The organism is Sulfurimonas sp. ST-25 (genome assembly GCF_048079205.1).
GTDB classification, from domain to species: domain Bacteria; phylum Campylobacterota; class Campylobacteria; order Campylobacterales; family Sulfurimonadaceae; genus Thiomicrolovo; species Thiomicrolovo sulfuroxydans.
The window spans coordinates 2,265,245-2,291,623 of sequence record NZ_CP182225.1; the positions used below are offsets into that span (position 1 = coordinate 2,265,245).

At 58.7% G+C, this 26,379-nt stretch carries 26 protein-coding genes; 3 read left to right on the plus strand and 23 right to left on the minus strand.

The window, feature by feature from the left end:
• From nuoK to ACM66T_RS11755, 14 genes are all read right to left on the minus strand, one after another.
• A complete protein-coding gene (nuoK, locus tag ACM66T_RS11690) occupies positions 1-309 on the minus strand; it encodes an NADH-quinone oxidoreductase subunit NuoK (protein ID WP_231019190.1) in 309 nt (102 codons plus the stop codon).
• Positions 306-881: an NADH-quinone oxidoreductase subunit J gene (locus ACM66T_RS11695; RefSeq protein ID WP_231019191.1), complete on the minus strand. Its 576-nt coding sequence runs from the start codon at positions 879-881 to the stop codon at positions 306-308. The genes nuoK and ACM66T_RS11695 overlap by 4 nt, the downstream gene beginning before the upstream one ends.
• Before the next feature lie 9 nt (positions 882-890).
• Complete coding sequence (gene nuoI, locus ACM66T_RS11700) at positions 891-1,505, minus strand: NADH-quinone oxidoreductase subunit NuoI (RefSeq protein WP_231019192.1); 615 nt, start codon at positions 1,503-1,505, stop codon at positions 891-893.
• 9 nt (positions 1,506-1,514) lie between these two features.
• Positions 1,515-2,507, minus strand: a complete 993-nt coding sequence (gene nuoH / locus ACM66T_RS11705; RefSeq protein WP_231019193.1) for an NADH-quinone oxidoreductase subunit NuoH — start codon at positions 2,505-2,507, stop codon at positions 1,515-1,517.
• A complete protein-coding gene (locus tag ACM66T_RS11710; protein WP_416768581.1) occupies positions 2,508-5,003 on the minus strand; it encodes an NADH-quinone oxidoreductase subunit G in 2,496 nt (831 codons plus the stop codon).
• Positions 4,996-7,263, minus strand: coding sequence for a 2Fe-2S iron-sulfur cluster-binding protein (locus tag ACM66T_RS11715; RefSeq protein WP_231019196.1), 2,268 nt, complete (start codon positions 7,261-7,263; stop codon positions 4,996-4,998). Before ACM66T_RS11715 ends, ACM66T_RS11710 begins: the two co-directional genes overlap by 8 nt.
• Before the next feature lie 9 nt (positions 7,264-7,272).
• Positions 7,273-9,306 carry an FAD-dependent oxidoreductase gene (locus tag ACM66T_RS11720; RefSeq protein ID WP_231019197.1) on the minus strand — a complete coding sequence of 678 codons (2,034 nt, stop codon included), beginning with the start codon at positions 9,304-9,306 and terminating at the stop codon, positions 7,273-7,275.
• A 12-nt stretch (positions 9,307-9,318) separates the two neighbouring features.
• Complete coding sequence (locus tag ACM66T_RS11725; protein ID WP_231019198.1) at positions 9,319-9,540, minus strand: NADH-ubiquinone oxidoreductase subunit E family protein; 222 nt, start codon at positions 9,538-9,540, stop codon at positions 9,319-9,321.
• A gap of 14 nt (positions 9,541-9,554) precedes the next feature.
• Entirely contained in the window at positions 9,555-10,793 is a 1,239-nt protein-coding gene (gene nuoD, locus ACM66T_RS11730) for an NADH dehydrogenase (quinone) subunit D (RefSeq protein WP_231019199.1), read from the minus strand.
• 8 nt (positions 10,794-10,801) lie between these two features.
• Positions 10,802-11,608, minus strand: a complete 807-nt coding sequence (locus tag ACM66T_RS11735) for an NADH-quinone oxidoreductase subunit C (RefSeq protein WP_231019200.1) — start codon at positions 11,606-11,608, stop codon at positions 10,802-10,804.
• Positions 11,608-12,117, minus strand: coding sequence for a NuoB/complex I 20 kDa subunit family protein (locus ACM66T_RS11740; protein WP_231019201.1), 510 nt, complete (start codon positions 12,115-12,117; stop codon positions 11,608-11,610). The genes ACM66T_RS11735 and ACM66T_RS11740 overlap by 1 nt, the downstream gene beginning before the upstream one ends.
• Positions 12,099-12,488 carry an NAD(P)H-quinone oxidoreductase subunit 3 gene (locus ACM66T_RS11745; RefSeq protein ID WP_231019202.1) on the minus strand — a complete coding sequence of 130 codons (390 nt, stop codon included), beginning with the start codon at positions 12,486-12,488 and terminating at the stop codon, positions 12,099-12,101. The genes ACM66T_RS11740 and ACM66T_RS11745 overlap by 19 nt, the downstream gene beginning before the upstream one ends.
• Positions 12,489-12,725: 237 nt before the next feature.
• Positions 12,726-14,462 (minus strand): ATP-binding protein, encoded by a 1,737-nt coding sequence (locus tag ACM66T_RS11750; protein WP_231019203.1) that lies wholly within the window; start codon positions 14,460-14,462, stop codon positions 12,726-12,728.
• Positions 14,463-14,492: 30 nt separating this feature from the next.
• Complete coding sequence (locus ACM66T_RS11755; protein WP_231019204.1) at positions 14,493-15,740, minus strand: OmpP1/FadL family transporter; 1,248 nt, start codon at positions 15,738-15,740, stop codon at positions 14,493-14,495.
• Between the two features lie 187 nt (positions 15,741-15,927).
• Between ACM66T_RS11755 and ACM66T_RS11760 the strand changes: the two genes are divergently transcribed.
• Positions 15,928-17,241 (plus strand): OmpP1/FadL family transporter, encoded by a 1,314-nt coding sequence (locus tag ACM66T_RS11760; RefSeq protein ID WP_231019205.1) that lies wholly within the window; start codon positions 15,928-15,930, stop codon positions 17,239-17,241.
• 9 nt (positions 17,242-17,250) lie between these two features.
• Positions 17,251-19,374, plus strand: coding sequence for a hypothetical protein (locus ACM66T_RS11765; RefSeq protein WP_416768582.1), 2,124 nt, complete (start codon positions 17,251-17,253; stop codon positions 19,372-19,374).
• A gap of 25 nt (positions 19,375-19,399) precedes the next feature.
• Here the strand turns inward: ACM66T_RS11765 and ACM66T_RS11770 are convergent, their stop codons facing one another.
• Together ACM66T_RS11770 and nfo are read right to left on the minus strand one after the other, a co-directional pair.
• Positions 19,400-19,675: a hypothetical protein gene (locus ACM66T_RS11770; RefSeq protein WP_231019207.1), complete on the minus strand. Its 276-nt coding sequence runs from the start codon at positions 19,673-19,675 to the stop codon at positions 19,400-19,402.
• A 346-nt stretch (positions 19,676-20,021) separates the two neighbouring features.
• Positions 20,022-20,873: a deoxyribonuclease IV gene (nfo, locus tag ACM66T_RS11775; RefSeq protein WP_231019209.1), complete on the minus strand. Its 852-nt coding sequence runs from the start codon at positions 20,871-20,873 to the stop codon at positions 20,022-20,024.
• A 253-nt stretch (positions 20,874-21,126) separates the two neighbouring features.
• Between nfo and ACM66T_RS11780 the strand changes: the two genes are divergently transcribed.
• On the plus strand, positions 21,127-21,297 hold the full coding sequence (locus tag ACM66T_RS11780; RefSeq protein WP_231019210.1) for a hypothetical protein: 171 nt from the start codon (positions 21,127-21,129) through the stop codon (positions 21,295-21,297).
• A gap of 10 nt (positions 21,298-21,307) precedes the next feature.
• Here ACM66T_RS11780 and ACM66T_RS11785 read toward each other — a convergent pair whose 3' ends face one another.
• The 7 genes from ACM66T_RS11785 to ACM66T_RS11815 all read right to left on the minus strand — a co-directional run bounded on the left by ACM66T_RS11785 (position 21,308) and on the right by ACM66T_RS11815 (position 26,357).
• Positions 21,308-21,787, minus strand: coding sequence for a hypothetical protein (locus tag ACM66T_RS11785; RefSeq protein WP_231019211.1), 480 nt, complete (start codon positions 21,785-21,787; stop codon positions 21,308-21,310).
• Entirely contained in the window at positions 21,784-22,368 is a 585-nt protein-coding gene (locus ACM66T_RS11790; protein ID WP_231019212.1) for a C40 family peptidase, read from the minus strand. Before ACM66T_RS11790 ends, ACM66T_RS11785 begins: the two co-directional genes overlap by 4 nt.
• Before the next feature lie 16 nt (positions 22,369-22,384).
• Entirely contained in the window at positions 22,385-23,401 is a 1,017-nt protein-coding gene (locus ACM66T_RS11795; RefSeq protein WP_231019213.1) for an aldo/keto reductase, read from the minus strand.
• 35 nt (positions 23,402-23,436) lie between these two features.
• Positions 23,437-24,327 (minus strand): DUF234 domain-containing protein, encoded by an 891-nt coding sequence (locus ACM66T_RS11800; RefSeq protein ID WP_231019214.1) that lies wholly within the window; start codon positions 24,325-24,327, stop codon positions 23,437-23,439.
• Positions 24,328-24,354: 27 nt separating this feature from the next.
• Positions 24,355-24,540, minus strand: coding sequence for a hypothetical protein (locus ACM66T_RS11805; RefSeq protein ID WP_416768583.1), 186 nt, complete (start codon positions 24,538-24,540; stop codon positions 24,355-24,357).
• A gap of 73 nt (positions 24,541-24,613) precedes the next feature.
• The gene (gene aguB, locus ACM66T_RS11810; RefSeq protein WP_231019216.1) at positions 24,614-25,465 is read right to left on the minus strand and encodes an N-carbamoylputrescine amidase; all 852 of its coding nucleotides are present in this window, start codon (positions 25,463-25,465) and stop codon (positions 24,614-24,616) included.
• 640 nt (positions 25,466-26,105) lie between these two features.
• Positions 26,106-26,357, minus strand: a complete 252-nt coding sequence (locus ACM66T_RS11815) for a ComEA family DNA-binding protein (RefSeq protein WP_416768584.1) — start codon at positions 26,355-26,357, stop codon at positions 26,106-26,108.
• Positions 26,358-26,379 lie beyond the last annotated feature (22 nt).

The window sequence follows — 26,379 nt, forward strand, 5'->3', positions numbered from 1 at the left end:
TTACCCTCGCATCGATGTCATAGTATCAAGATCGATCGTACCGGTACGCTTGTACCAGATGATCAGCAGGCCGAGGCCGACCGCGACTTCGGACGCCGCGATGGCGATGACGAAGAACGCGAACATCTGCCCCGTCAGGTCGCCGTAGTAGTGACCGATGGCGGCAAAAGCGACGTTAACGGCGTTGAGCAGAATCTCCGACGCCATAAAGAGCATCAGCAGGTTCTTGCGGCGCATCACGCCGACCAGGCCGATCGCGAACAGGATCGTCGCGAGTACCAGGTAATGTGTCAGTCCGATTTCCATCATAACGTCACCTTCTGCTCTGTCTCTTCTTGGCGGATCATCGTGATCTCCTCCTCTTTCATCTTCGTCAAGCTGCGGTCCATCTTTTTGCCGGCCATAACGATACCGGCGATCATCGCGACGAGCAGCATCACGGCGGCAACCTCGAAGGGGACGAGGTACTTGGTAAAGAGGACGATACCGACCGCTTTCGGGTTCTCGACACCCACCGGTACCGGGAAGGCCGCGCTGATGTTCTCCGCCGCGATCGGCATCGCGAAGATCGCGACGACCAGCAGGGTTGCCAGGACGCTCAGCGTCAGGACGATCACTTTGGAGGTGTTATGCTCTTTGACCGCGCGCGTCGTATCGAAGAACATCATACCGAAGGCGTACAGGGCCATGACCGCACCGGTGTAGACGATGATCTGGACGACGCCCAGGAAGTCCGCGTTCAGCAGGAAGAAGAACGCCGAGATCATGATCATCCCCGCCGCCATGGAGCTCAGTGCGTAAAGGGCCTGGCTGCTCATAACGGTGTAGGAGAACATCGCGATGGTCAGGACCGCGAAAAGGTAAAATGCAATTGTTTCCATTCAGGCTCCTTAATACGCCAGCGGCGTCTTCTTGACACGCGCATCTTCGTTCGGGGTAACGGCACCGAATCCCGGGTACTCTTTCTGCTCGCCCTTGATCGCCATGTCAATCGGGGTCAGCATATCCTCGAACAGGATGAAGTGCTCGCGCTGCTCCGAGGTGTTCTCGTAGCGCGGCCCGTGGACGATCGCCAGTTCCGGGCAGACTTCGGCGCAGTAGCCGCAGAAGATACAGCGGCCGAGGTTGATCGTATACTCCGTCACCGCTTTGCGGCTGTTCTCGTCGATGCGCGTGTCCATACGGATACAGTCGGAGATACAGATCTTTTCGCACAGCCCGCAGCCGATACAGCGCTCCGTACCGGATTCGAAGAGGCGCTGCATCTCGTGGACGGCGCGGTAGCGCGGCCCGATCGGCAGCTTCTCTTTCGGGTACTGCACGGTATGGATGTCAAATTTGATCATCTCGCGCATAACGACCCAGAGGCCGACGAAGAGCTCACCGCTGAGCCCGCGTTTGACCACCTGTTTGAACCGGTCCCATCCTGTCTCCGGATAGTCCTCGATATCGACCTTGAAGTAGTGCTGCTGCACGTTTCTGTCAGTAAATTGTTCCAGACTCATCACGACCCCTTAAAACATCATCACAATGCCGGTGACGACGACATTGATAACCGCGAGCGGCATCAGCACTTTCCAGCAGAGCCACATCAGTTGGTCCGGACGGACATCCGGCCATGCCGCACGCGTCCAGAGGAAAAAGAAGAAGAAGAACGCCACTTTGAGCAGCAGCCCCAGCGCGCCCATCACCGTACCGTCGCCGTAGCCACCGAGGAAGACGATCGCCATGACGAAGGAGATGAAGAACATGTTCGCATACTCCCCGATAAAGAAGAGGCCCCAGCGCATCCCCGAATACTCCGTACCGAAACCGTCGATGATCTCGTGGTCGTTGGCAACGAGGTGGAACGGTGTCCGTCCCGTCTCGGCGAAGGCCGCGATCCAGAAGAGGATAAAGGAGATGAAGCCCATCGGGTGCGCGAAGGCCATCCAGCCGTTTGCGGCCTGGTACTCGTTAAAGTCCAGCAAGGAGAGCGACCCGATGATCATCAGCGGCACGAGCAGCGCCAGACCGGTGACCACCTCGTAGGAGATGAAGATCGCCGCGCCGCGCGCCGCGGAAATGAGCGACCATTTGTTGTTCGACGCCATACCGCCGAGCAGCGGGCCGTAAAGACCGATCGCCATCACACCCAGGATATAGAGGATCCCGATGTTAACGTCGGCGATGATCGGGTGAACCGTGTAGCCGAAGAGCGTGAATTCCGGCAGGAACGGGATCGCCGCCGCCGCCATGAATGCCGTTGCCGCCGTGATGACCGGCGCGATCTTGAAGATCGGTCCGACGACGCCCGACGGAACGATATCCTCTTTGGTAAAGAGCTTGATCCCGTCGGCCGCGATCTGCAACAGACCGTACGGTCCGACGTGCATCGGTCCCAGACGGCGTTGCATAAATGCGAGCACTTTACGTTCGAAATAGGTTCCGAAGCCGGCCAGTGCCGAGAAGACCAGCAGTACCACGACGATCTTGACGAGCGTCTCGATAATGAATGCTGTATCCATTTACCCCTCCTTATGAATGGATGCTGTCGCAAAGCGGTATGCGCTGAACAGCTCCTCTGTTTTGATGTTTGGATCGAAGGTCGTGACGCACATGACACTGCCGTCGATCTTGTTGTCCTCGACGACGTTCAGGTTCAGTTCGCCCGATGCCGTTGTGACGCGGACGGTGTCGCCTGCCGCCAGTCCCGTCGCTTCAAGCTGCGCCGGCGAGAGGTAGATACCGCTCTCTTCGTTCAGCTGGTGCGGCTTCATCGTAAACGCCGTGAACTGGCGTACCGGGTTGGCCGCGTAGATGACGTTTTCGCCCTCAAGGGCGAGCGCCTCGTCGATCTTCAGGGCAGAGGCATCGCCGGCGGCAACGGCGACGTTGTTCAGCGCGTAGCCGCGGACTTCCGTGCCGTCGTTGTCGAAACGGTTCGGCAGGCTGTCGAACTCGCGCGCTTCGAATCCGGCAGTGGCCGGTAGCTGCGCCGTGTAGTCGATCGTATAGCGCGCATTGAGGCCGAGGGCGTTGGCGATGTCGTTAAGCACGTACCCGCCGTACGGCAGCGCCGCATTGGTCGGGTTGACGCGCTTCTCGATTCCGGTCAGCGTTCCCTCCTGCTGGTTCATCGCCGGCATGTCGAGGTCGCCTCCTCCCAACGCGCTGAGGACGAAGTCGCCCGCCGTGTTGTAACCGATGCTGTAATCGCCCGCTTCCGCGTCCAGGTCGCAGATGAGTGCGACGCCCAGCGTATTGGAGAGCGGTGGGATCATCGTGAGGCTGAAGTCCGTAAACTTCTCGACGAGGGCCAGCAGGCGCGCCAGGTTCTTCGCGTTCGGGTGCGTATAGAGGTCCGGACCCGCGATGAGCGCGAAGGCGTCTTTTTTCTTCAGGTTTTTATCCAGGAAGTCTTCCCACGCTTTCGTGTCGATATCGAGCAGGTCGAGCAGGCGGTTCTCGTCGACTTCGACCTCTTTGGAAACTTTCTTCGGCACCATGGTCGTCTTCTCTTCTTCGACCTCTTCCTCTTCGCCCGTCTCCTCGTTGACTTTCTTGACCATCACTTTCTCAACGACCTTCTCTTTGATCGTCTCTTCGACCGTGATCGTTTTGAGCGTATGGAAAGAAGCGAGGTACTCCGTAACGTCGGCAGGCATTGTCTCTTTGTCCCCGAAGAGATCGAGGATCAGGTAGAGCGCCGCCTCTTCGCGCAGCGGTTTGTGGTAGACAGGGAAGACCCCCTTGCCGATCCCTTCGATGACCGGGTCGGCGAGCGGGTGGAAGTAGAGACCTGCACCCTTGTTCATCTTGATGGCGTTGTTGAAAGCGTAGCGGGCGTTCGGGTTGTCCGATTTGAGGGCCGTACCGACGGAGACGACGAAGTTCGCGTCGTGCGCCAGCTTCAGGTCGCCGCCGTAGAGCTGCTGACCGCTGACGTCGGCGTAGTCATCGAGGAAGGCTTTGAAGGTGCGCGCCTCTTCATTTATCAGACGGTACCCTTTACGCTCCTTGAGCTTCTGCAGGATGAGCGCCTCTTCGTTGCTGATCGTGCTGGTGAAGCGGATCGTGTCCGCTTTCTCGAAGGCCGCAAGCGCCGCGCCGAAGGCCGCTTCGTCTTTTTCGACACCGCGGTTTTCGAAGTCGTAGCCGTAGCGTCCGGCGCCGCAGAGGGAGACATAGTTCCACTCGTTGCTCGTACGGTAGATCTTCTCCTCATTGCTCGCGACGGAAGTGTGCTTCACTTCGTAATTGAGCTGGCAGCCTGCCGAACAGTGCGAACAGGTCGCCGGGATCTTCTGCTGCTCCCATGCGTTGGTTGTATAGACGAAGTCCGTATCGACGAGGGCGCCGACCGGACAGACCGCCGCACACTCACCGCAGGAGGTACAGTCAAGCATCTCTTCACCGGAGGTGAGACCGATAACGGATTTGTTGAGCTTGTTCCACATCGCGTAGGCGTCTTTGGGCATCGTCTCTTTGAACTCGGCATCGATCGGTCCGCCGCCGCGGGGAACGGTTTTGAGGGAGTTGTCGCCGATCATGTCCTTACAGACGGTGACACAGCGCTCGCAGACGATACAGAGGCCCGGATCGTAGTGGAGGTGCCCCCAGTCTTTGATGGGGCGCTCGACGTCGGCGATGCTGTAGCTCTGCGAATCGACGCCCAGCTCGAGGGTGTAGTTCTGCAGTTCGCACTCGCCGGACTGGTCACAGACCCCGCACTGCAGCGGGTGGTTGACGTCGTAGACCTCCATGATAGAACGGCGTTCCGTTTCGATGTTGTCGGTCGTCGTCGTAATGTCCATTCCGTCTTTGGTCTTGGCGTTACAGGCGTAGACCTGCTTGCCATCGGCCTCTACCAGACAGATCCGGCATGCCAGGGTCGGGCTGCAGCGCGTCAGGTAACAGATGGCAGGGATGAAAATACCGTTGGCCCGGGCGGCATTGAGGATATATTCGCCCTCTTCGCACTCAATCGGCCGCCCGTCGATGGTGATAGTGATTTTACTCATCATTGCTCGCTTTCATAATATTGACTTTCTCAAACCTGTAGGCCCCCGGGTCCACGGAGAGACCGCGATCGAAGGTCGGTTCAAGGGCAATCGTCCCCTTCAGGCTGGAATCGATGACAAAACGGCGTTCGCGGGCCGCGTCACCGCTGCCGATCACGACAAGGTCGCCGTCTTTAAGACGTGCCGCAACCGCAAACTGTTCGCTGCCGCGCAGCTCCGACGTTTTCTCCAGCTGCGCCGTACGCGCCGTAAACTGGTTGAACTGCAGGACCGGGTTGCAGGCGTAAACGACTGTCCCGTTGAACTCCGGAAGGTCCTCGACCTCGTCGCACTGCTGCGCCGCCGGTTTCTTGACCTTCTCCAAACGGTACCCGCGCGTGTCCTCGCCCAGTGGAGAGTAGAAGTTCTCCAGGGCATCGAAGGCAACCCGCTTGAACCCTTTTTCCGCCGGGAGTTCCGGCGTGAAATCGATGGTGTAGCGTTTGCCGACACCCAGGGCATTGGCCAGGTCGTTGAGCACGTAGCCGTCGAATCCGACCGCGACGTTCATCGGCAGGAGCTGACGGTCGAGGTTGACCACCGTTCCCTCCTGCTGATTCATCGCCGCCACCGTCAGATCCGCATCGCTATCCGCCCCGATCACAAAGTCGCCGGCCGCGTTGTAACCGACCACACCGCCGTTGCTGCCGCTGTCCGCATCAAGCTCACACACCAGCGAGGCCCCGACGCTGTTGACCTCCGCCGCCGCGACGACGACTCTGTAGCCGCCGAAACGCGCCAGCAGTCCGGCCAGTTTCGCGATGTTTTCCGCACGCGGATGGGCGAAGAGGTCGCTGCCCAGGACAAGGGTTTTCGCCTTGGCACGCTTGAACTGCTTGCCGATCAGGGCCAGCTCCTCTTCGCCGACGTTGCTCTCGGCGCTGAGGTAGCCGTCATCGAGCGCCGCGAGGAAGGCCTCGGTCGTCTTGTTCGTTTCGGCATCCGCGAGCAGCGCCTGCGCCAGCAGCGCCATGACACCCTCTTCAGTTCCGACTTCGTACTTGATGAACTGCGTCACGATGTTCTGCATCAATGCATCCTCGAGCGGATGCATGTAGACGATTTTCGCCCCGCGGTGGCGGGCCGCCGTCGTCATCGCGTAGCGCAGCGCCGGGTTGTCGGTCCCGATGCGGCTGCCCAGCACGATAATGCCGTCGCTGGCTTTGAGGTCAGCCATTGTAGCGAGTTCCGCTTTGCCATCCGCCGTCGAACCGAAGGCGTCGACAAAGGCGCCGTAGCGGCGCGCATCCTCGTTATAGAGCTTGAGGCCCGTCTTCTCCTTGATCCGCTGAAGGATCAGCGCCTCTTCGTTGGTGATGATCGAGGAGAAGCGGATCGCTTCGGCGCCTTTGATGGCCTCAAGGGCCGCCACGAACGCCTTGCCCTCTTTTTCGCCTTTGACATCGAAGTCGAAGCCAAAACGGCCCGCCCCGCACAGGGAGGCGAATTCGAAGTTGTTCGTAACGCGGAAGATCCGTTCTTCGCCCGGCTTGGCGGCGCCGGAGGTCTTCACTTCGTATTCCAGGGCGCAGCCTGCGGAACAGTGGGCACAGGTAGAGGGGATACGTTCCAGTTCCCAGGCGTTGGCCTTGTACTGGAAATCCGCACTCACCAGCGCGCCGACCGGACAGACGGCGATACACTCGCCGCAGAAGGTACAGTCGAGCTGCTCGCTGTTTTTCGGGATGATCGTCGATTTGTAGCCGCCGAACTTGAGTTCGATGGCATCGTCGCCGATCACTTCGTTACAGACGTGCGTACACTTCTCGCACATGATACAGAGGTTCGGATCGTAGTTGACCAATCCCCAGTGCTCGATCTTGCGCGACTGCTCCTTCGCCGTAAAGTTCTGGGAGCCGACGTTGAACTCCAGCGTCTTGTTCTGCAGGTCGCACGCACCCGATTTATCGCAGACCCCGCACTCCAGCGGGTGGTTGACGTCGTAGAGGCGCATGATGTTCGTACGCTCTTCGTGCAGGACATTGTTGTTAGTAATGACGGCCAGCCCCTCTGTCGGAGGTGTCTGGCAGCTCAGGACCATCCCGTCGACGCCCTCGGCTTCCACGACGCACAGTCGGCACGACGCCGCCGGGTTCGTTTTTTCCAGGTAACACATCGTCGGGATATAGATCCCCTCGCGGCGGGCGACTTTGAGGATCGTCTCGCCCTTTTTCGCACGGACTTTGCGGCCGTCAATGGTAAAGTTGATCATTTCACTCATCCGGCCTCCTTAGTTCGCGACCATCGCGATATAGTAGCAGCGCATACAGCGTTCAGCTTCGCTGATCGCCTGCTCCTGCGTGAAGCCGAAGTTGACTTCCATGTTGTTGACCTTGCGGATATCGACGTCGACGACCTCGCTGTGCTGGCGCGGCAGGCCCGGCAGCCAGCCGGTGACCTTTTCGTTCTTGTCATAGACCCGCATCTTGCGCAGCTGGTCTTCCATCACCTCTTCGTCGGTCAGGGTGATCTCGCCGTTCTGGACGTAGCGGGCGATGACGGAAGCGGCGCGCTTCGCCTGCCCTACGGCGTTGACGATCGTCATCGGGCCGTATTCGCAGTCGCCCGACGCAAAGATCCCTTTGCGCGAGGTCATGTAGTCCTTGCCGTTGGTCTTGATCGTCGCCCAGGAGGTCATCTCGATCTCCCACTCCTCCGGGAGCAGGTCGAGGTCGGCGCTTTGGGAAACCGCCGGGATCAGGTAGTCGCACTCCATATCGAAAGAGGCGCCTTCGATCTTGACGAGCTGCGGACGGCCGCCATCGGGGTCGGGGACCAGTTCGAATTTGTCGACGACAAGGGATTTGAGGACATCGTTTTCATCCACGATCGCATTGACCGCGGAGTGGAAGATGAACTCGACACCCTCTTCGACCGCTTCGTGGTACTCCTCGTAGGTCGTATTGCGGATGATCGTCTTCTCATCGCGGCGGTAGAGCATGACGACACGCTTCGCGCCGGCGCGGATGGAGCAGCGGACGACGTCCATCGAGGTAAAGCCGCCCCCGACACAGACGACGGTTTTACCCGTCAGGTCGACGTAGTCGCTGTCGATGGCGTACTCTTTTTTCTGCTCCTCGGTGAGGGTGATCCCGAACTTGACATAGAGGTTCACACGGTCGAGGAAGTCGATCGCTCCCCAGTAGCCGGTGATCTCCGGGCGCTCGTTGTCACAGCGCACCTTCTTGGAGATCCGTGTGCCCGTCGCGACCATCACCGCATCGTATTCCTCTTCGAACCCGCGCATCATCTCCGCGCTGACGCGGCTGTTGGTGATGAAGTTGACGCCGAGGTCCTTGACAGCCTCGATATCCTTCTCGTACTTGTCCCACGGCATACGGTACTCCGGGACGCCGACGGTGACTTCGCCGCCGAGAACCGGCAGCTCTTCGTAGACATCGCAGTGCACCCCTTCGAGGGCCAGGTAGTATGCCGTCGTGAGACCCGCCGGGCCCGCACCGATAACGGCGACTCTCTTGCCCGTCGATGGCTTCTGCTCTGAAGGGTGGAAGAAGCCGAAACCGTGGTCCGTCTCGTAATCGGCGCCGAGGCGCTTGAGCTCCATGATCGCAATCGGTTCGTCCAGGTTCGTGCGACGACATTCGTCTTCGCACGGGTGCGGACAGACGCGGCCGCAGGTGTGCGCCAGCGGCATCGTCTGGCGCGTGGCCATCAGGGAGTCGTCGAAGCGGAGGTCGCGGACGCCCTCGATGTAGGCCGGGATGTCGACGTGCGCCGGACAGGCGTCCGTACACGGCGCCGTGATCTTGGCGATGTAGCCGACTTCCTCATTGTAGTGCTTGGAAGGCTTCTGCCCGTCGATGCACGCCAGGAAGTCCGCTTCGAAATGCGTCATCAGGTCCAGCAGCGGGTTCGGCACGGTTTTGCCGATCTCGCATTTGGAAGTGAGCTGCATATTGCGCGCAACCTCTTTGAGGTGATCCATGTCACTAAGCGCACCTTCGCCCCGGGCAATTTTGTCCAGCAGGTCGTACAGGATCCGTCCGCCCCAGCGTCCGGGGGCACAGCGCCCGCACGCCTCGGAGTAGACCTGGTACTGCGCGGCGTACTCGGTCGCCAGGCGTACAACATCCACTTCGGGATCGTACAGCGCCACGCCGTCCCAGCCGATAAAGGCCTTGGCATCGCTGTGCTCGTTGTACTGCATCGGCAGCTTGTACGCACTCTCTTCCCACGCCGCTTCGGATTTGCCGATATTATTGATCTGCTCCGATTTCCACGTGGAGAAATAGACTTTACTCAACTCTTCTTCCTCTTATTTACGGACAACCAGGGTCCAGTCGACTTCGTTGAACTTCAACGAATTGAGCAGTTCGTAGCCCTGCTCTTTCATCAGGTCGGCACTGCGCTGTACCGGCGAGAAGTCACCCACTTCGAACAGGAAGATGATCACTTCGCCCGCAGGAGCCGTTTGCATGATCTCCATCATGCGGCCATCAAACTCATTATGCAGATGTCTAAGGTCGTAACGTAACATTCATGCGCTCCTTATTAACGGTCGACTTCGCCGAAGACGATATTGGTCGTTCCGATGATGGAGACGACGTCCGGGATGTAGTGGCCCGGGAGAAGATCGGTGAGGATCCCCGTGTGCCAGAACGACGGCGCGCGCAGTTTCAGGCGGTACGGGTATGCACCGCCCTGGCTGTTGATGAAGTAGCCCAGCTCTCCCTTCGGAGACTCGGTCGGGACATACACCTCGCCGACCGGCGGGCGCATCCCCTGCGTGACGAGGACGAAGTGCTGCATCAGCGCGTAGTTCTGCGTCATGATGTCGAGCTTCGGCGCGGAGATGTACTGCGGCGCATGGGCCATCAGTTCGGTCTGGTTATTCTTGACCGTCTCCTCGTACATGTCGATCGTCTGGTAGAGGATCTTCGCGGATTCGCGCATCTCGGCCATGTAGATCTTATAACGCGCGTAGTTGTCGCCCTTGTCGGACCACGGGACGTTGAACTCGACTTCGTCGTAGAGTTCGTACGGCTCCTCTTTACGGATATCCCACTGGACGCCCGAAGCGCGCAGCATCGGCCCCGTACAGCCCCAGGAGAGGGCCATCTCCGTCGAGATCGTCCCGACGTTTTCCATACGCATCTTCCAGATACGGTTCTGGTCGAGCAGGTCCTCGTAGTCCTTGATGTTCTGCGGAAGCTTATCCAGGAACTTTTTGAGGTCGCCCAGGAAGTTGTCCGGAATGTCAAGCGGCACGCCGCCGATACGGATCGCCGCGTGCGTCAGGCGCGCCCCGCAGTAATCCTCGACGAGGTCCATCAGGTATTCGCGTTCGCGGAAGGCGTAAAGGAAGACCGTCATCGCCCCGATATCGAGCGCCGTCGTCGCCAGCCAGAAGAGGTGGGACATCAGGCGGTTGACCTCGAGCAGCATCATCCGGATGACTTTCGCGCGGCGCGGCACTTCCAGGCCGATCAGTTTCTCAACCGCCAGGGCGAAGCCGTAGTTGTTGGATGAGGAGGCGATATAGTCCATACGGTCTGTCGTCGGCATGAACTCGTTGTAGATCATGTTCTCCGCCATCTTCTCCATCCCGCGGTGCAGGTAACCGACATCCGGGTGCGCCTTGACGATCTGCTCCTGCTGGAGGTGCAGCATCAGTCTCAGCTGTCCGTGCGCGGAGGGGTGCTGCGGTCCGAAGTTGAGCACGAGTTCGTTGTCGTCACGCTCAAAGGTGATATTTTCAAAAAACGGTCGTAATCGGTTCGTCTGTTGCATAGCTCGCCTTATCTGTCTCTGTCTTCAATAACGACAGATTTTTCTTCGTGGAATTTCGAAATCATGAAGACGCCGCCCTCTTCCTGGAGTTCGAGGCCCCGTTTCGTTTCGCCTTCGGAGATATCCGTCCCTTTCGGCACTTCATAGCCGAGGCGGGCGAAACGCGTCGTATCGTAGCGGTTGACTTCCGCCGGATCGCGCAGTTCCGGCCCGATGACGTCGCGGTACTCTTTGCCGAAGATCTTGTCGACTTCGTACCATGCCGCGAACTCGTCGCCCTGCAGCGGGTAGGTCTTGCGCAGCGGGAACCCTTCCCAGTCGTCGGGCATCAGGATGCGTTTGGGGAACGGGTGGTTGTTGAGCTTGATGCCGAACATGTCGTACATCTCGCGCTCGCTCCAGTCAGCGCTGCGGAAGAGCTTCTCGACGCTGTTGACCGCTTCGGTCTCGTCGATGAACATCTTGATGCGCAGGCGCTTGCGCTTGGACATGCTGAGCATCTGGTAGAAGACCTCGAACTGCCCTTTTTCTGCGAGCCAGTCGATGGCACTCAGCTCGGAGAGCTGGGTATATCCCAGCGCATCGCGCAGCAGTTCGAGCACGCCGTAGTTGTCCTCGGGTTTGATGTAGACGACCATCTGCTCGACCTGAATATAGGCCTCGCTGACGTCGAATTTCGCTTTGATCGCTTCGAGGTCCGCCGCGAAGATCTCATCTTCGCTGACGTCGCTTTTCGCGACCTGCGGTGCGACCCAGTAGCGGTCCGTATAGTAAGGCTTTGCCTGTACGTCGTCTTTCGGGGTATAGCGTCTCATCACAGCAGCCTTTTCGGTTTCTGGGCTTTGATCGCCTTTTCGCGGCGGATCTTCTTCTGCAGCATCAAAACCGCATACTGCAGTGTCTCCGGACGCGGCGCACAGCCCGGCAGGTAGAGGTCGACCGGGATAACGCGGTCACACCCCTGCACGGTGGCGTAGGTATTGAACATCCCGCCCGTATTCGCGCAGGAGCCCATGGAGATGACCCATTTGGGTTCCGTCATCTGGTCGTAAAGACGGCGGATAAACTCCGCGTGCTTCTTTGTCAGCGTTCCCGCGACGATCATGACTTCCGACTGGCGCGGCGAAGCGCGGAAGATCGTACCGAAGCGGTCGAAGTCGTAGCGTGACGCCCCCGAGGCCATCATCTCGATCCCGCAGCAGGCCAGACCGTACGTCAGCGCCCAAAGCGAGTTCGAGCGCCCCCAGTTGACCACCTTGTCGACGGTCGTCAATGCGACGGGAAGCCCGCCGTCTTGCATGAAATTTACTTGATGTTGTGCCATTCAAGCGCTCCTTTCTTCCAAGCGTACACGAAACCGATGGCCAGCAGCAGGATGAACAGCATCATCTCCGCAAAGCCGAACCAACCGAGCAGTTTGAAGTCGATTGCCCACGGGAACATGAAAACGATCTCCACGTCAAACAGCAGAAACAGCAGCGCGAACAGGTAAAACTGCGGCGAGATTCTGTTGGGCTGTTTGGTCACTTCCGGTCCACATTCGTAGATGGAAAGTTTGATCTTCTCCGTATCTTTTGCCGCCATTGCGCGACTGGCCCATCGCGCCAGGACCGTCGTTCCGTAGAACGCACCGAAGGTCAGCACGAAGAGGATAAAGACCCCAAAATAGGGGTGAGCAACACCTACATGTTCCATGTATCCTACCTTTTCTAGTGGTATCACACCGGACAAATCCCCGAAAATCGGGGCTTTCTCCAAGCGAGATTCTATATCAAAACAGTTGCAAGCAATATAGCGAAAAGGTCATTAAATCCCCTAAATTCGGCCTTCCCAATTGGAGGGCATGTCACCGATGGAAACAGGTCAAAAATGGGGGTGCGGGAGGTGTTGTTTCTTTTTGTAGCAAAGAAAAAGAGGGGTATGATGAAAAATTCACCCCTGCAGGAATCCCATCGCTTTTTCCGTATCGAAGGTACCCCGTTTCTCTTTTTCGATCTCCTCGACGAAAGCCTCCAGGGTAAAAAGCGGCTCCTCCATCGTCGCGACGTTGAAGGCCGTATTCTTGATGACAAGGCTGATCTGCCCGCCGCTGAGGTCGTACCCGGCAAGTTTTTCGATGTCGAAATCTTCTGCATAGGGTGCTTTCACCGGCAGCATCTTCTCCCAGAGCGTGCGGCGCTGTTCGCGGTCGGGGCGCTTGAACTCGATCTTGTAGTTGAAACGGCGCGAAAAGGCGCTGTCGATGTTCTCCAGCAGGTTCGTCGTCGCGATGAGGATCCCCTTGAAGCTTTCAATCTGCTCGAGAAAGATGTTCTGCATCTGGTTGTGCATCTGCTCGGCGCTGCTGCCCGTGCCGGAGGAGCGCGCGCTCAGAAACTGGTCGGCCTCGTTGAGCAGCAGGACCGGTTCCGTCTTCGTCTTCTCCGTCAGTTCCTTGTAGGTATCGAAGATCTTCCGCACGTTCTTCTCGCTCTCGCCGACGTACATGGAGAGGATCTTCGAGCAGTCGAAACTGAGCACCTGGCGCTTGAGCGACTTCGAGAGGGAGTAGGCCGTCATCGTTTTACCGGTACCCGGGGGGCCATAGAAGATGATGCGTGCATCCACGCCCTGCTTCTTGTTCTTGACCCCCCACTCCACAAGCCGCTGCACGACACGCTTGTCCATCTGATGCATCAGGTTATCAAGCACCCGGCGCGTCGAAGGGTTGAGGACGACGTCGTCGAGGGAGGTGATGGGATCGATCAGTTCGAAGATCTCCTGCTCCTTGATGAGCATGTCGAGTTTGAGCTTGTGCACCTTCTTCTTTTTCTGGGGATGCATGATGTTCTGCAGCACCTCGTCGACGATATAGAAGGCCCGGGCGATCCCGCCGAAGGGGTTGAGCATCTCTTCGTAGTCGATGATCTCCTCGGTGAGCAGTTTGGAGCCCTCTTCGAGCAGGGCGCGGTTGCGGATACGGTCGTACTCGTCGCTGCTGATCAGGTCGATCAGTGCCGTCATTTCGCGCAGGGAGTTGTCGCCGGCACTGTACTCCTCTTTGAGCAGCGCCAGGAAGATCACCTCCTCCTTGCCTTCGAGCTCGCTGGTACGGAGGTACTTCTCCAGAGCGATCTCCGACGTCGTCTGCGCGATCCGCTCCCCGATCCGTTTTTCGAGGATCTCCAGCTTGTTCTGCAGCCGATGGATGGAGAGGGACTGCTCGTTGCCCTGGTGGCGGACGGTACTGATCTTCTGGTAGAGCTCGATGCGGAAGAACTGATCCTGGAGGTACTCCAGGTGGTCTTCGTAGGGTTTGATCTCGGGCAGCGTCATCTCCAGCGACCCCAGCTCCAGCAGCCGCAGGAACGGGGTGCTCAGCGCGACCTGCGTATTGAGCAGCTCCAGGTTGCACGCCTCGCTGACCTTGAGCGGCGTGAAGCTCTGCTGGGCGATCCATCCGAGCTCCAGCAGGTTCTTGATCTGATCGAGGTGGGCGAGGTAGCCGTACTCCTCCTCCCCGAAAAGCTCCTGCAGCAGCTCCAGCACCCCGCTGTCCTCCTGCCCGGTGATGTAGCGGCGCGCCATCGTCTGAAGGATCTTGGCCTCTTCAACACCGCACTTGAGCTGGGCGAAGATGGTGCTCTGCTCCACCTCCCCGCGTTCGACGAACTCCACCAGATATTTCACTTCAGTCACTTCCTTTGTTGTGTTCGGAACCTAGAAACGGTATTCCGCGCCCAGTGTCACCAGGATGGCGGCCGTATTCGTGAAGGTCCCGTCGATATTGTTGTCGTTGACGGTGCCGTCGATTCTGCGGTCCTCTTTGTGGTCATAGAGGATGCCGCCGCCGAGGTTCCACGCGTCGTCCATGCGGTAGCGCGCCCCCGCGGAGAAGATGACGGCATTGGCATCGGGCAGCTCGAAGTTGAGCGTCTTCTCGGGAATAGGGGTCTCGTCGATCGCGATGCCCGCCATCAGCGTCCACGCGTCGAGCCCCTGCGTCACGCCCAGGCGGTAGACGTTCGTATCTTTCCAGTTCTTCGGGATCGGGTCGTCGAAGTACATGGCCAGCGCCCCGATGTCGGTGTCGTAATCAAAGTCCAGGTCCTTGAAGGCGGACCAATAATCTTTTTCATACACGAATTCGACCGTCGTCGCCTGCGACGTCCCCTCGTTGAAGGTGTACGCCGCCGCCACCTGCAGGACCGCCGGCAGCGGCAGGCTGACCGAACCGCCGGTGTCGTAAAGCAGGGTACCGTTATAGGCGCCGTCGTCGGGGAAATAGAGTTTTGCATCCCCTTCGATATTGAATTCGATGCCGCTGCGGTAGGTCGCCGCGAGTTTGAGCGCCTCCGTCGGACGGTAGCTCAGCGCCAGGTTGTACCCGAACGCGAACCCGTCGCCCGCCATGTCCCGTGAACCGATGGAACCGCTTTTCACGACGCCCTGCACGTAGAGCGCCCGCAGGCCGCCCCCGACGGAGAGCTCAGGGCTGATTCGGTAGGCGACCGTGGGGTTGAACTCGATGGTCTGCACGGTCACTTCCCAGGCGTAGCTTCTCGCCGGCTGGTCGTTCCAGCGCTTGGAAAGCCCGCCCGGCGAAAGCATGGAGGCACCGAAGCGCCAGTCGCCGAAGGCCGGGGAGATGTAGTGCAGCGTCGGGACGAAGAAGTGTTCAGGTTCCGCATCGGAGCCGCTCGTATCCGTGCCGACGACCCCAGCCTGGGGCGCGGAGCCGTTGAAGTGCACCCCGGTCAGGCCGATATAGGTCAGGGCCGCTTCCGCCTTCTGCGCGGCATCGCCGAAGACCATATTCGCCGGATTGTAGTAGGTCGCATCTGCCCCGTTGGCGTTGGCGGCATAGGCCGCTGCCAGCGCCAGGCTGTTGATTGAGTTTTCGGGAATGCGGTATCCCCCGGCCGTCAATGCCGTAGCCGCCGTCGCCAACAGAAGCGCTCTCTTCATCTATCCCTCTCCTCATCCCTAGAGTCTATCTATAAGCTTATGGTATCCAATTGCCCCATAGAATTATCATAATACCGTGGTGCGCCGCCGCTAATCGTGGCTCGCTGTTTTGATGCGTTTAATCTCATTTTATAGCGATCTCCTCTATAGTAACAGCAGCACTAACAACGAAGAGAGGGAATGACCTATGGGAAGATTGCGTCTCCATCCGCTATACAGCGCCGCGGCGCTGCTGCTCGCCACGGCGGGCGCACAGGGTGCCGGGTTCGGCATTATTGAGAATTCCGCCTCGGGCATGGGCGTGGCCTATGCATCGGGCGGGGCGGCGGCAGAGGACGCCTCGACCGTCTGGTTCAACCCCGCCTCGATGACGCTGCTTGGGGGCCAGAACGTCGTCGGGGCGATCAATGCCATCCTCCCCTCGGCCGATTTCAGCAACAACGGCTCCACCTTCGCCGACGGCAGCGCTCTCGGCGGCCCCGATGCGAACAGCAACACCCCGGCCCTGATCCCGACCTTCTACTACAGCGGGCAGATCGATGATCAGCTCTTTGTGGGGCTCAGCATCAATGCCCCCTTCGGGTTGGTGACAGAGTATAACGACGACTGGGTCGGACGCTACCACGCCGTGGAATCCGATCTCAAAACCGTCAACATCAACCCGGCGATCGCCTACAGAATTGACGAACACTGGAGTCTCGGTGCCGGGGTCAGCGTCCAGCTGCTCGACATCACCCTCACCAGCGCCGTCGACTTCGGTGCCCTGCTCGGAACCCCCGGCAGCGCGGACGGCTTTGCCGACCTGACCGGCGACAACTACAACGACCTGGCCTTCGGCTGGAACGTCGGCGTGCTCTACAACGTCGACGCGCATACCCGGATTGCCCTCGCCTACCGCTCTGCTGTTGACCAGCATGTCGAGGGCAAGGCCGACTTCCGCGTCCCCGCGGCGGCGGCCCCCGTCGTGAGCACCGGCGCCTTTACCGATACGACCCTCAGCGCCGACGTTACCCTGCCCGCCTCCGCGTCGCTCAGCCTCTTTCACAACTTCGGGCCGCTCGACCTGATGGCCGATCTGACCTGGACGCAGTGGAGCAGTTTCCAGGAGCTGCGCATCAAGTACGACAACCCGGCCCAGCCCGATTCCGTCACTACAGAGGATTACCATGACCAGATCCGCATCGCACTCGGCGAGCGCATTCATGTCAGCGAGAAGTTTCTGCTCCGGACGGGGATCGCCTATGACCAGAAGGCCGTCAAGAACCGCTACCGCCGCACCCCGCGCATCCCCGACAACGACCGCTTCTGGCTCTCGATCGGGGCGGGCTACGCCTTGAACGGCATGCTCAGCATCGACGCGGCCTACAGCCACCTCTTCGTCGCGAGTACGAAGATCGAGAACACCTTTGAATCCAACATCCCGGAACTCAACCACACCCTCAAAGGGACGTATGATTCCAGCGTCGATATCCTCAGCGTCCAGCTGAGCATGAAATTTTAGGAGGCAACGATGCGCCCTTACCGACTTACCCTGACCGCGGCGGCTTTCGCGCTGCTGTTCGCCGGATGCGGCGGCGACAAGAGCACGGACCTGCAGGACAGCCTGAACGGCCAAACCGTCGACGACCTCATCGCAGGCTATACGCTCTTTGACCCAACGACGGGAACGATCCCCTATCCCAACAACATTCTCTTTGCCCCCAACAGCAGTACGACAAACGATTACGACTTCGGCCAGACCCTCAACATCCCCTATGAACCTTCTGACGACGACGCCAACGTCAAGCGCCAGCTCAATACCCTGACAGGCTTCTCGACAACGATGCCCATCACCGCGCCGATCAGCGAGGGGGTCATGCTCGACGCCACCTCCCTGCCCGTCGGCGTTCAGCTCTACAAGGTTGATGTCAATGCGACGACCGGGGCGGTGACAGATATTAACACCACCCTCGTCTACGGTGTCGATTTTGCCGTCGCCCAGAGCGGCAGCAGTATTGCCATCGTGCCGATGAAACCGCTGGAGCCGCTGACGAACTACATGGCCGTCCTCACCAACGACCTCAACGACAGCGACGGCCGCGTCCTCGCCCCGGATTACGCGACGGCCCTGACCCTTTCGCCGAATCCGGTCGAGGCCGGCGGCGCAATCGACGCCGAAAGCGCCGCGGCCCTCGAAGCGATCCGCCAGGGCAACCAGGCCATGCTCTACGCCCTGGCCGTGGCCGGCAAAGACCCGACCAAAACGGTGCAGATCTGGACCTTCCGCACCCAGATGATCGGCGCCGTGCAGAACAGCATCGCCCAGTATGCGCAAAATGACACCAACGCCGCCCTCGCCATCCAGGATGTCAATATCACGACCAAGGCGCTTTTTGCACAGCTGGGGATGGATACCACCCTCATGACGGGCAGCGCCGAGATCTATGCCGGGACCCTCTCCAACCTCCCGCAATATATGCCGCAGGGATCTCCGCTGAACCCCCTGCCCGTTCTGGCGGGAGAGTTCAGCTACAGCGCACCGTTTACGCCGATCATCGAAGCCAACATCACCGTACCGGTCGTGGCGACGGTCCCGAGTGCCGCTTCGGGATGCACAAAACCTGCAGCCGGCTGGCCGGTCGTGATCTACCAGCACGGCATCACCCGTGTGCGTACCGACCTTTTCGTCTACGGCGAAACGCTGGCCTCGGCCTGCTACGTCGGCATTGCCATCGACCTCCCGCTGCACGGTGTCACGGAGTCTAATACGACGTTCAACCCCTTTTACATGGGAGCGCTGGAGCGCACCTTCAATGTCGACCTGGTCACGGAAAACCCCTACGGCACCGTCGTCGCCTATGCACCGGACGGCGTGATCGACTCGACGGGGATCCACTTCATGAACCTCGCCAACGTCACGACCACACGGGATAATCTGCAGCAGACGACTTCGGACCTCATCGAACTGACGAACAGCATCGCCTCGGCGGTAGTCCTGGAACTGAACGCGACGCTGAGCAACCTTGATAGTTCGCGCGTCAGCTTCCTGTCACACTCCCTTGGCAACATCGCCTCCATCGGCTACCTCAACCAGACCGACGCACTGCAAAGCGCCGTCATGATGATGCCCGGACAGCAGATGATCCCCTTCCTCATCAGCTCGCCCGTCTTCGCGCCGGAGATCAATGCCGGGCTGGCTGTCTACGGCATCATGCCGGGTACCTCGGAATACAGCGCCTTCCTCCATGCGACGCAGACGATCATCGACGACGCGGACCCGGCAAACTATACGGCAGGCATCGGGGCAGCCAACACCTTCCCCATCCTCGAAATGCAGGCGATCGGCGACGGTACCGAGGGAAGCGGCGACCAGCATATCCCTGCCGCCGTAGCAGGCTACCCACTGGCCGGCGGCAACCCTTTTATCGCCTTCACCCAGGCCAAGGACCTCAATACGAGTGCCCTGCTTCCGGGCAACATCTACCTGCCCGATACGAACAGAACCGTCACCCGGGTCACCGCAGGCGAGCACCGCTCCCCGCTTGACCCGCAATATGGACTGAACGCCTTCCTGGAATACCACACCGAGCTGATCTCTTTCATCTACAGCCACGGGACCGCGATTCAGGTCAACAACCCTGCGATCATCAAGTAGCAGCGGCCCCTGGCCGTTATAGTCTCTAGCTTCTTTGCCACTTTTTTAGAAAAAGTAGTGATAAATCAAAGTGAGCAATTGTCTTTGCTGAGTGCAGGGGATCATCCGCTTCTTTTGTTAAGTCAGAAACGGTCATTAGCGTGTCCGTGGGATAACCGGAGAATGGAGTGTCCCGAATGCGACAGCCTTTCGCACTTTCTTCTTTCGGGTTCGGTTTCTTCTTTGTGCGCACAAAGAAGAAAGGGAACAACACCTCATGCTTCTTCAAGCAAATAGAATCGCAATAAAACATCCTGTTCATTCTTTTCTTTTTACCAAGAAAAGAACCAAAAGAAAATCGTCGTTGCGCGAATCGCTCGCCCTTCTCGGCTTTATGCCTTCAGGGCGGCTTTCAAAGCACGCTTAACGACAGGTCGCCTATTGATTCATGCGCTTCGATAAATCGAAGCTAGTAAAAGGAAGAGAGCTTCGACACATCGAAGCGCATCAATAAAATAGACCCTTGGGCCTTGAGCGCGATCCTTATAAGCCATCCCGGAGGCACAAAGCCGGGAGGGGCGAGCGATTCGCGAAAGGCCGCTTTTTGCACTACTTTTTCTAAAAAAGTGGCAAGGGAGGTATAGGGAGAATGATACTGACGATTGACGTCAGCGCTCTTCCAGCGAATAAAGCAGCTTGATCTCCTCTGCCCAGATCGTCTCGTCGATCGTCTCCAGAATGAGCGGGATGTCGTCCATACGCGGGTCGTTCATAATGTAGCGGAACGCCTCAAGCCCGATCTTGCCTTTGCCGATGCTGTCGTGGCGGTCGACGTGGCTGCCGAGGTCCGGCTTGGAGTCGTTGAGGTGCATCCCGCGCAGGTACTTGAAGCCGACGATGTTCTCGAACTCCGCCATGGAGACATCGTAGGCCTCCTTGGTGCGGATGTCGTAGCCCGCCGTGAACATATGGCAGGTGTCAATACAGACGCCGACGCGTGACTTGTCCTCGACCTTGTCAATGATGTGGGCAAGATGTTCGAACTTCCAGCCGAGGTTGCTCCCCTGTCCCGCCGTATTCTCCAGTACAAGCGTCACGCCGCTGGTCGCGTCCAGCGTCCAGTTCATGCTCTCGGCGATCCGGTTGAGGCACTCGTCTTCGCCGATCTGCTTGAGGTGCGAACCCGGGTGGAAGTTGAGACGGTCGAGCCCCAGCTGCATGCAGCGCTCGACTTCGTCCACAAAGGCGTCGAAGGATTTCTGGCGCTTCTCCTCTTCAGGGTGGCCCAGGTTGATCAGGTAAGAATCATGCGGCAGCACGTGCTTGGGTGCGATCCCGCTCTCGTCGAGCAGGCGCTTGAAAGTATCGATGGTCTCCGTATCGAGGTCCTTGGCCTTCCACTGGCGCTGGTTCTTCGTAAAGAGGGCGAAGGCCTGCGCCCCGATCGCCTCGGCATTCGTGATGGCGTTGTAGACCCCGCCCGAGGCCGACGTATGTGCACCGACAAATTTATTGCTCATGATAAAAATTCCTGTTTTTAGGCAGAAGCATAGCCAAACGCGCGTTAAACCAGACGAAAGGGGTGCAGGTAGTATCAGGGACTAAGTGCCATTGGTTATTGAGAAACGGCACGCTTCGGGAACCGAAGCGCATTCAATCAATAAAGAGCTGGCCCTGAGCGCTCCTTATAAGCCATCCCGGAGGCACAAAGCCGGGAGGGATGAGCGTTTCGCGAAGGGCCGATTTTTGCGCTACTTTTTCTAAAAAAGTGGCATGAACATTCTTCTCTATCTTTTCTTTTTACAAAGAAAAGAAACAAAAGAAAATCGTCGTTGCGCGAATCGCACGCCCTTCTCGGCTTTATGCCTTCAGGGCGGCTTTCAAGGCACGCTTAACGACAGGTCGCCTATCGATTTTATGCGCTTCGGGAACCGAAGCTCATAGCACTGTTGGTTTACTGCAACCGTTTGAACTTGATCAGTATCCCGTGTTCTAGGTCCCTGAAGTATATCTGCTCCGTTGTCACCCGGTAGACGATCTCCCCGATGTTCTGTTCAAAGCCCGCGTCGGTATGCACGAGGTTCTTGCGCTCCATGATCGCCTCGCCGCGCAGCAGGTGATAGAAGAGATCATCCGGATAGGCGGCGTTGAGGTATTTTGCATTGAAGGCCGATTTGGCGAGGCACCCCTCCCCCTCCATACAGACCAGGCTTTCAATCTGCAGTCGCAGGATGCGCTGGCCCGCCTCGAAGACTTCCAGCTCCGCCACCCCGTCGCCCTTGCGGATGTAGCCCGTGTCGGCAAAACGCCACTGCGGCGTCTTGAACACGACAACATAAGCCGCCGTAACCGGGGGTTTTTTCATAACACAGCCGCCGAGCAGTACGCCTGCAACGATGGGTAAAAGCCACATTGTCAATCTGCTGATCGTCATCTGATCCTTCTTGTCGTCCAGTAGTGCCGTTTCCAGTAGGGCTTATCCATACTCGAGATCATCACCCCATACTTGGTGGAAACGTGCATGAACTTCCCCGCTTCGAGATAGATGCCGACATGGCGGTCGCGCCCACTCGTGCGGAAAAAGACGAGGTCCCCTGCCTGCAGCTGCTGTTTGGGTACGGCACTGCCGCAGCTTGCCTGCTGCCGGGTCGTCCGGGGCAGCCTGATGCCGAAGAGTTCCCGGTAGGCCTGCTGCACAAATGCGGAGCAGTCTATCCCCCGCGGCCCCGTGCCCCCGTAGCGGTAAGGGACATGGTGCCACTTCGTCTGGAATGGGTAGAGTTTGGCCAGAGCCGGATCCTGGCTTACCGGCTGCTGCGCCGGAGCCGTCTCCTCATCTTCCTGCAGCAGCCACACCTCCTCCATCGGCGGCAGCGCCGCAAAGGTCCTGTCGGCGGCATGCACGACCGGGGGCGGCGACGGCCTGCGGTCGACGTAACGGGTGGAGCAGCCGCCGAGCAGCAGCGCTGCCACGATACCCAGACCACCCAGTTGCCGCACCCTGTCCCACATCATCGTTTCAACGCCCTTTTCAGCCCATCGGGTAGAGGATGTCCGCGTGCACCGCGTTGCAGGCTGCCATTACCTCTTCCGTGAGGGTCAGCTCCATGGCCGCGAGCGACGCGTCAAGCTGCTCGGGGCGGGTCGCGCCGATGATCGTGGAAGCGACAAAGTCATGCTGCTTGCTCCAGGCCGCCGCCATCGTGACCGGGTCCAGTCCCGCGTCGGCGGCGATTTTGAGGTAGCGCTGCGTGGACGCGAGGGTCTTGTCGTTGACGAAGCGCGCAGCCATCAGGCGCTGGCGTGCGTTGGGGGATTTGAAATAGTCCGCGAAACGCCCCTCGCTTATGTCCGCCTGATTGTATTTTCCGCTGAGTACCCCGCCGCCCAGCGGCGAATAAGGCAGCAGGGAGATCTGCTCTTGACGGCAGAGGGTGGCAAGCTCGTCCATGAAACGGCGGTTGAGCATGGAGAAGTTGTTCTGAATCGACTCAAAGCGGGCCAGCCCTTTGTAGTGGCTGGCGGCCAGGGCCTTCGCCGTCCCGTAGGCCGTGTCATTGGAGGTACCGATATAGCGCACCTTGCCGCTCTGTACCAGCCGGTCGAAAGCCTCCATCGTCTCCTCGACGGGCACAACGGTATCGGGCCAGTGCATCTGGTAGAGGTCGATGTAGTCCGTCCCGAGCCGCTTCAAAGAGCCTTCGACCGCCCGTTCGATATGGAAACGATCCATGGCCGTCAGCCCGTGGCGCACCGGGGGTACGAACCAGCCCGAGGCCGCCCCGGCGACCTTGGAGGCAAGGATAATGCTCTCCCGCGGCTTCGTTTTAAGCCAGCGTCCGACGATCTCCTCGGTCTGTCCCGCCAGGTCCACACGCGGCGGAACGGGGTAGAGTTCGGCGGTATCATAGAAGTTTACCCCCGCCGCATAGGCCTTGTCCATAATGGCGAAGGCGCTCTTCTCGTCGCACTGCCCGGGAAAGGTCATCGTCCCCAGACAAATCGGGCTGACCCGCAGGCCGCTTCGGCCGATGTAGCGGTATTGCATCTTTTTTCTCCTAGAAGCGTTGCGTTCCCAGCACGCTACTCAATAAGTTCTTTCATCTCTTCCGCGCAGACAAGCACCAGCGTGTCGCTGCGCATCGCATCGAGCTCGTTGGAAAAGCCCCGTTTCGCGAAGAGCCAGATCTGCTCTGGCTCGAGCCCCACAAGAGAGCACTTCTCCTGCAGCTTCTGCAGTTCGCCCCGGTTAACCTTGGTATTGGTCCATTTACACTCACCGACAATGAAGCCGCCGCCGGGGGCGCGGGCCAAAATGTCGAGCTCGATCACCCGGTCCCAATAACTGCCGCAGCGCAGGTAAGGGTCGTTTCCCAACTGATGCCGCAGATAGAGCTGGGATATCTCCTCGAAGACCAGCCCCGTGAAGGCCGTATCCTGCTCCTCAAAACGCGAAAGGACGCTTTCATAATCCCCCCGCTCGATCCGGCGGTGCTGCGGTGAGACGAACCGGAACCAGAAGCGCAGGAAAGGCGAACGGAAACGCAGTTTGTGCGAGATGCGGTGACGGGCGACCTCACGTTTGAGCTTCTGCTTCGGGTGGCTCTTCTCCGGCGGCGCTTCCCGCGAGGCTTCCAGGTCGAGGATACCGATGGTACGCAGGTGATCGACGATCTCGCCCCCTTTGGCCTCGCTGATATGCGCCCGGCGGCAGGCGGAGTGGATGCGGCGGTCCCCCTTGGCCACGGCCTGCAGCAGCGCAATCACCTGCCGGTCCTCGAGAAAGCCTGTATGAATGCGGTTGTAGTGTTCGCCGTAGTGGTCCAGTATCTTCGTTTCGATCAGTTCGGGAAGCGGTACCGCCGTATCGATCTCGATGCCGCTCTCGCCGAAAACGGCAAAGTAGGCAATGAGGGTCTCCATCGAATCGGGGAACGTCTCATCATGGAAACGTTGCAGTTGGTTCAGCAGCAATGGGGGGCCTTGGACAACATAGAGGGATTATAGCACATACACATACGGTATGCCATGATTGGTAATTCGTAAAAAAAGAGCTTCGGCACGCCGAAGGGCCGCTTTTTGCAGCGGTTCATTCTTTTCTTTTTCATGAGAAAAGAACCAAAAGAAAATCGTCGTTGCGCGAATCGCATGCCCTTCTCGGCTTTTTGCCTTCAGGGCGGTTTTCATGGCACGCTTAACGACCTTCTGCCTATTTTACTAATGCACTTCGAATATCCGAAGCTAATACAAAAATATTCAACTACGGTTTTTTGCAGAGTACAGCATACATCTCCGGCCTTCTGTCGGCGAAGAGCGCCCAGTAGTCTCGCTGTCTCGCAATCTCGCTCAGGTCGTATTCGGCATAGATGACCCCTTCGCTCTCACGGTCGGCCTCGGCGATCTTCCTGCCGGTATAGTCCGTCGCGAACGAAGAGCCGTAAAAGGTGAGCGTACAGCTCTCACCGGCTTCCTCCCCGATGCGGTTGGCCGCGATGACCGGGACGGTATTGGCGGCACTGTGCCCCTGCTGGACCCGCTGCCAGTGATCCTTGGAATCGACGTTGATCTCCGGTTCGCTTCCGATCGCGGTGGGATAAAAGATCAGCTCGGCACCCATGAGTGCCAGCGAGCGCGCCGTCTCCGGGAACCACTGGTCCCAGCAAATGCCGACGCCGATCTTGCCGAAACGTGTCTCCCACACTTTGAAGCCGGTATCCCCCGGTTCGAAGTAGAACTTCTCCTCGTACCCCGGGCCGGAGGGGATATGGGTCTTTCGGTAGTTCTCCAGGACGGTTCCGTCGCTGTCGATCATCACCAGGGAGTTGAAGTAGCGCTCGCCGTCGCGTTCGAAATAGCTCAGCGGCAGCACGACGCCGAGCTCCTTCGCCAGCGCCGAAAAGCGGGCAATCATCGGGTGACCTTCCCGCGGTTCGGCCCACGCAAAATACTTTTCGTCCATATCCTTGCAGAAATAGAGCCCTTCGAAAAGTTCCGGCAGCAGGACAATCTGTGCGCCCCCTGCCGCCGCTTCGCGTACCAGTGCTTCCGCCCGGTTCTTATTGGCCTCTTTATCCTCACCCATGCACATCTGAACAGCGGCGACTTTCACCATGGTTTTCTCCCAATCAAACTAAACCGAATTATACCGCTTTCGCGCACTGCTGTACTGCGAAAGTGATTCATAATACAGGCACAGAGCTTCGGCCCATCGAAGCGCATAGAATGAAATCAAACATTGGCCTTGAGCGCTCCTTGTAAGCCGCCCTGGAGGCAAAAAGCCGGGCAGGGCGAGCGATTCGCGAAAGGCCGCTTTTTGCGCTACTTTTTCTAAAAAAGTGGCAAAGAAAGGATCTTCTCTATCTTTTCTTTTTACAAAGAAAAGAAACAAAAGAAAATCGTCGTTGCGCGAATCGCACGCTGCTCCCGGCTTTGTGCCTCCGCAGCGGCTTTCAAGGCACGCTTAACGACAAGTTGCCTATTAATTACATGCGCTTCGGAGGACCGAGGCTAATTGGGGAAGAAGTGACTTAAACACGTCGAAGCTTTTTTTACGGAAGAAGAAAGCAACGCATAGCACAGGATGACACGCCATGACGCCGGGGCAGTTCTGGAGACCCTGTGCGGTGTGCCGAGCTTACAGGCATCAACCAACGAGGAGAACGGTTCCGCCGGTAAATGCCCTGGCACACCGCATAGGGTTTCCACAATCGCCCCTATGCTTACTGCCGGGAACTGTCCCGGCAACGCAAGGGTTAGACCTCGAGATCATCCTTGATCTTCAGGAAGGTTTTTTCGCCCACCCCCTTGACGTTCATGATATCCTCGATGCTGTTAAAGCGGTGCTCTTTGCGGTACTCAATGATCTTCGCCGCCGTCGCCGGGCCGATCCCCTTGAGACTGGACAACTCCTCCGCCGTCGCCGTGTTGAGGTTGACCCCCGCGAACAGAGGTATGCTGATCACCAGCGCGGCAAGCACCGCTGCGGTTTTCTTCATGAATCCCATTTCAACTCCTTTTTAGTGAAAA

Excerpts from the sequence above, each read along its gene's own strand:
- nuoK (WP_231019190.1), bottom strand. The coding sequence starts at position 309 with ATGATGGAAATCGGACTGACACATTACCTGGTACTCGCGACGATCCTG.
- ACM66T_RS11695 (WP_231019191.1), bottom strand. The coding sequence starts at position 881 with ATGGAAACAATTGCATTTTACCTTTTCGCGGTCCTGACCATCGCGATG.
- nuoI (WP_231019192.1), bottom strand. The coding sequence starts at position 1,505 with ATGAGTCTGGAACAATTTACTGACAGAAACGTGCAGCAGCACTACTTC.
- nuoH (WP_231019193.1), bottom strand. The coding sequence starts at position 2,507 with ATGGATACAGCATTCATTATCGAGACGCTCGTCAAGATCGTCGTGGTA.
- ACM66T_RS11710 (WP_416768581.1), bottom strand. The coding sequence starts at position 5,003 with ATGAGTAAAATCACTATCACCATCGACGGGCGGCCGATTGAGTGCGAA.
- ACM66T_RS11715 (WP_231019196.1), bottom strand. The coding sequence starts at position 7,263 with ATGAGTGAAATGATCAACTTTACCATTGACGGCCGCAAAGTCCGTGCG.
- ACM66T_RS11725 (WP_231019198.1), bottom strand. The coding sequence starts at position 9,540 with ATGTTACGTTACGACCTTAGACATCTGCATAATGAGTTTGATGGCCGC.
- nuoD (WP_231019199.1), bottom strand. The coding sequence starts at position 10,793 with ATGCAACAGACGAACCGATTACGACCGTTTTTTGAAAATATCACCTTT.
- ACM66T_RS11735 (WP_231019200.1), bottom strand. The coding sequence starts at position 11,608 with ATGAGACGCTATACCCCGAAAGACGACGTACAGGCAAAGCCTTACTAT.
- ACM66T_RS11740 (WP_231019201.1), bottom strand. The coding sequence starts at position 12,117 with ATGGCACAACATCAAGTAAATTTCATGCAAGACGGCGGGCTTCCCGTC.
- ACM66T_RS11745 (WP_231019202.1), bottom strand. The coding sequence starts at position 12,488 with ATGGAACATGTAGGTGTTGCTCACCCCTATTTTGGGGTCTTTATCCTC.
- ACM66T_RS11755 (WP_231019204.1), bottom strand. The coding sequence starts at position 15,740 with ATGAAGAGAGCGCTTCTGTTGGCGACGGCGGCTACGGCATTGACGGCC.
- ACM66T_RS11760 (WP_231019205.1), top strand. The coding sequence starts at position 15,928 with ATGGGAAGATTGCGTCTCCATCCGCTATACAGCGCCGCGGCGCTGCTG.
- ACM66T_RS11765 (WP_416768582.1), top strand. The coding sequence starts at position 17,251 with ATGCGCCCTTACCGACTTACCCTGACCGCGGCGGCTTTCGCGCTGCTG.
- ACM66T_RS11770 (WP_231019207.1), bottom strand. The coding sequence starts at position 19,675 with ATGAACAGGATGTTTTATTGCGATTCTATTTGCTTGAAGAAGCATGAG.
- nfo (WP_231019209.1), bottom strand. The coding sequence starts at position 20,873 with ATGAGCAATAAATTTGTCGGTGCACATACGTCGGCCTCGGGCGGGGTC.
- ACM66T_RS11780 (WP_231019210.1), top strand. The coding sequence starts at position 21,127 with ATGAACATTCTTCTCTATCTTTTCTTTTTACAAAGAAAAGAAACAAAA.
- ACM66T_RS11785 (WP_231019211.1), bottom strand. The coding sequence starts at position 21,787 with ATGACGATCAGCAGATTGACAATGTGGCTTTTACCCATCGTTGCAGGC.
- ACM66T_RS11790 (WP_231019212.1), bottom strand. The coding sequence starts at position 22,368 with ATGATGTGGGACAGGGTGCGGCAACTGGGTGGTCTGGGTATCGTGGCA.
- ACM66T_RS11795 (WP_231019213.1), bottom strand. The coding sequence starts at position 23,401 with ATGCAATACCGCTACATCGGCCGAAGCGGCCTGCGGGTCAGCCCGATT.
- ACM66T_RS11805 (WP_416768583.1), bottom strand. The coding sequence starts at position 24,540 with ATGAAAACCGCCCTGAAGGCAAAAAGCCGAGAAGGGCATGCGATTCGC.
- aguB (WP_231019216.1), bottom strand. The coding sequence starts at position 25,465 with ATGGTGAAAGTCGCCGCTGTTCAGATGTGCATGGGTGAGGATAAAGAG.
- ACM66T_RS11815 (WP_416768584.1), bottom strand. The coding sequence starts at position 26,357 with ATGGGATTCATGAAGAAAACCGCAGCGGTGCTTGCCGCGCTGGTGATC.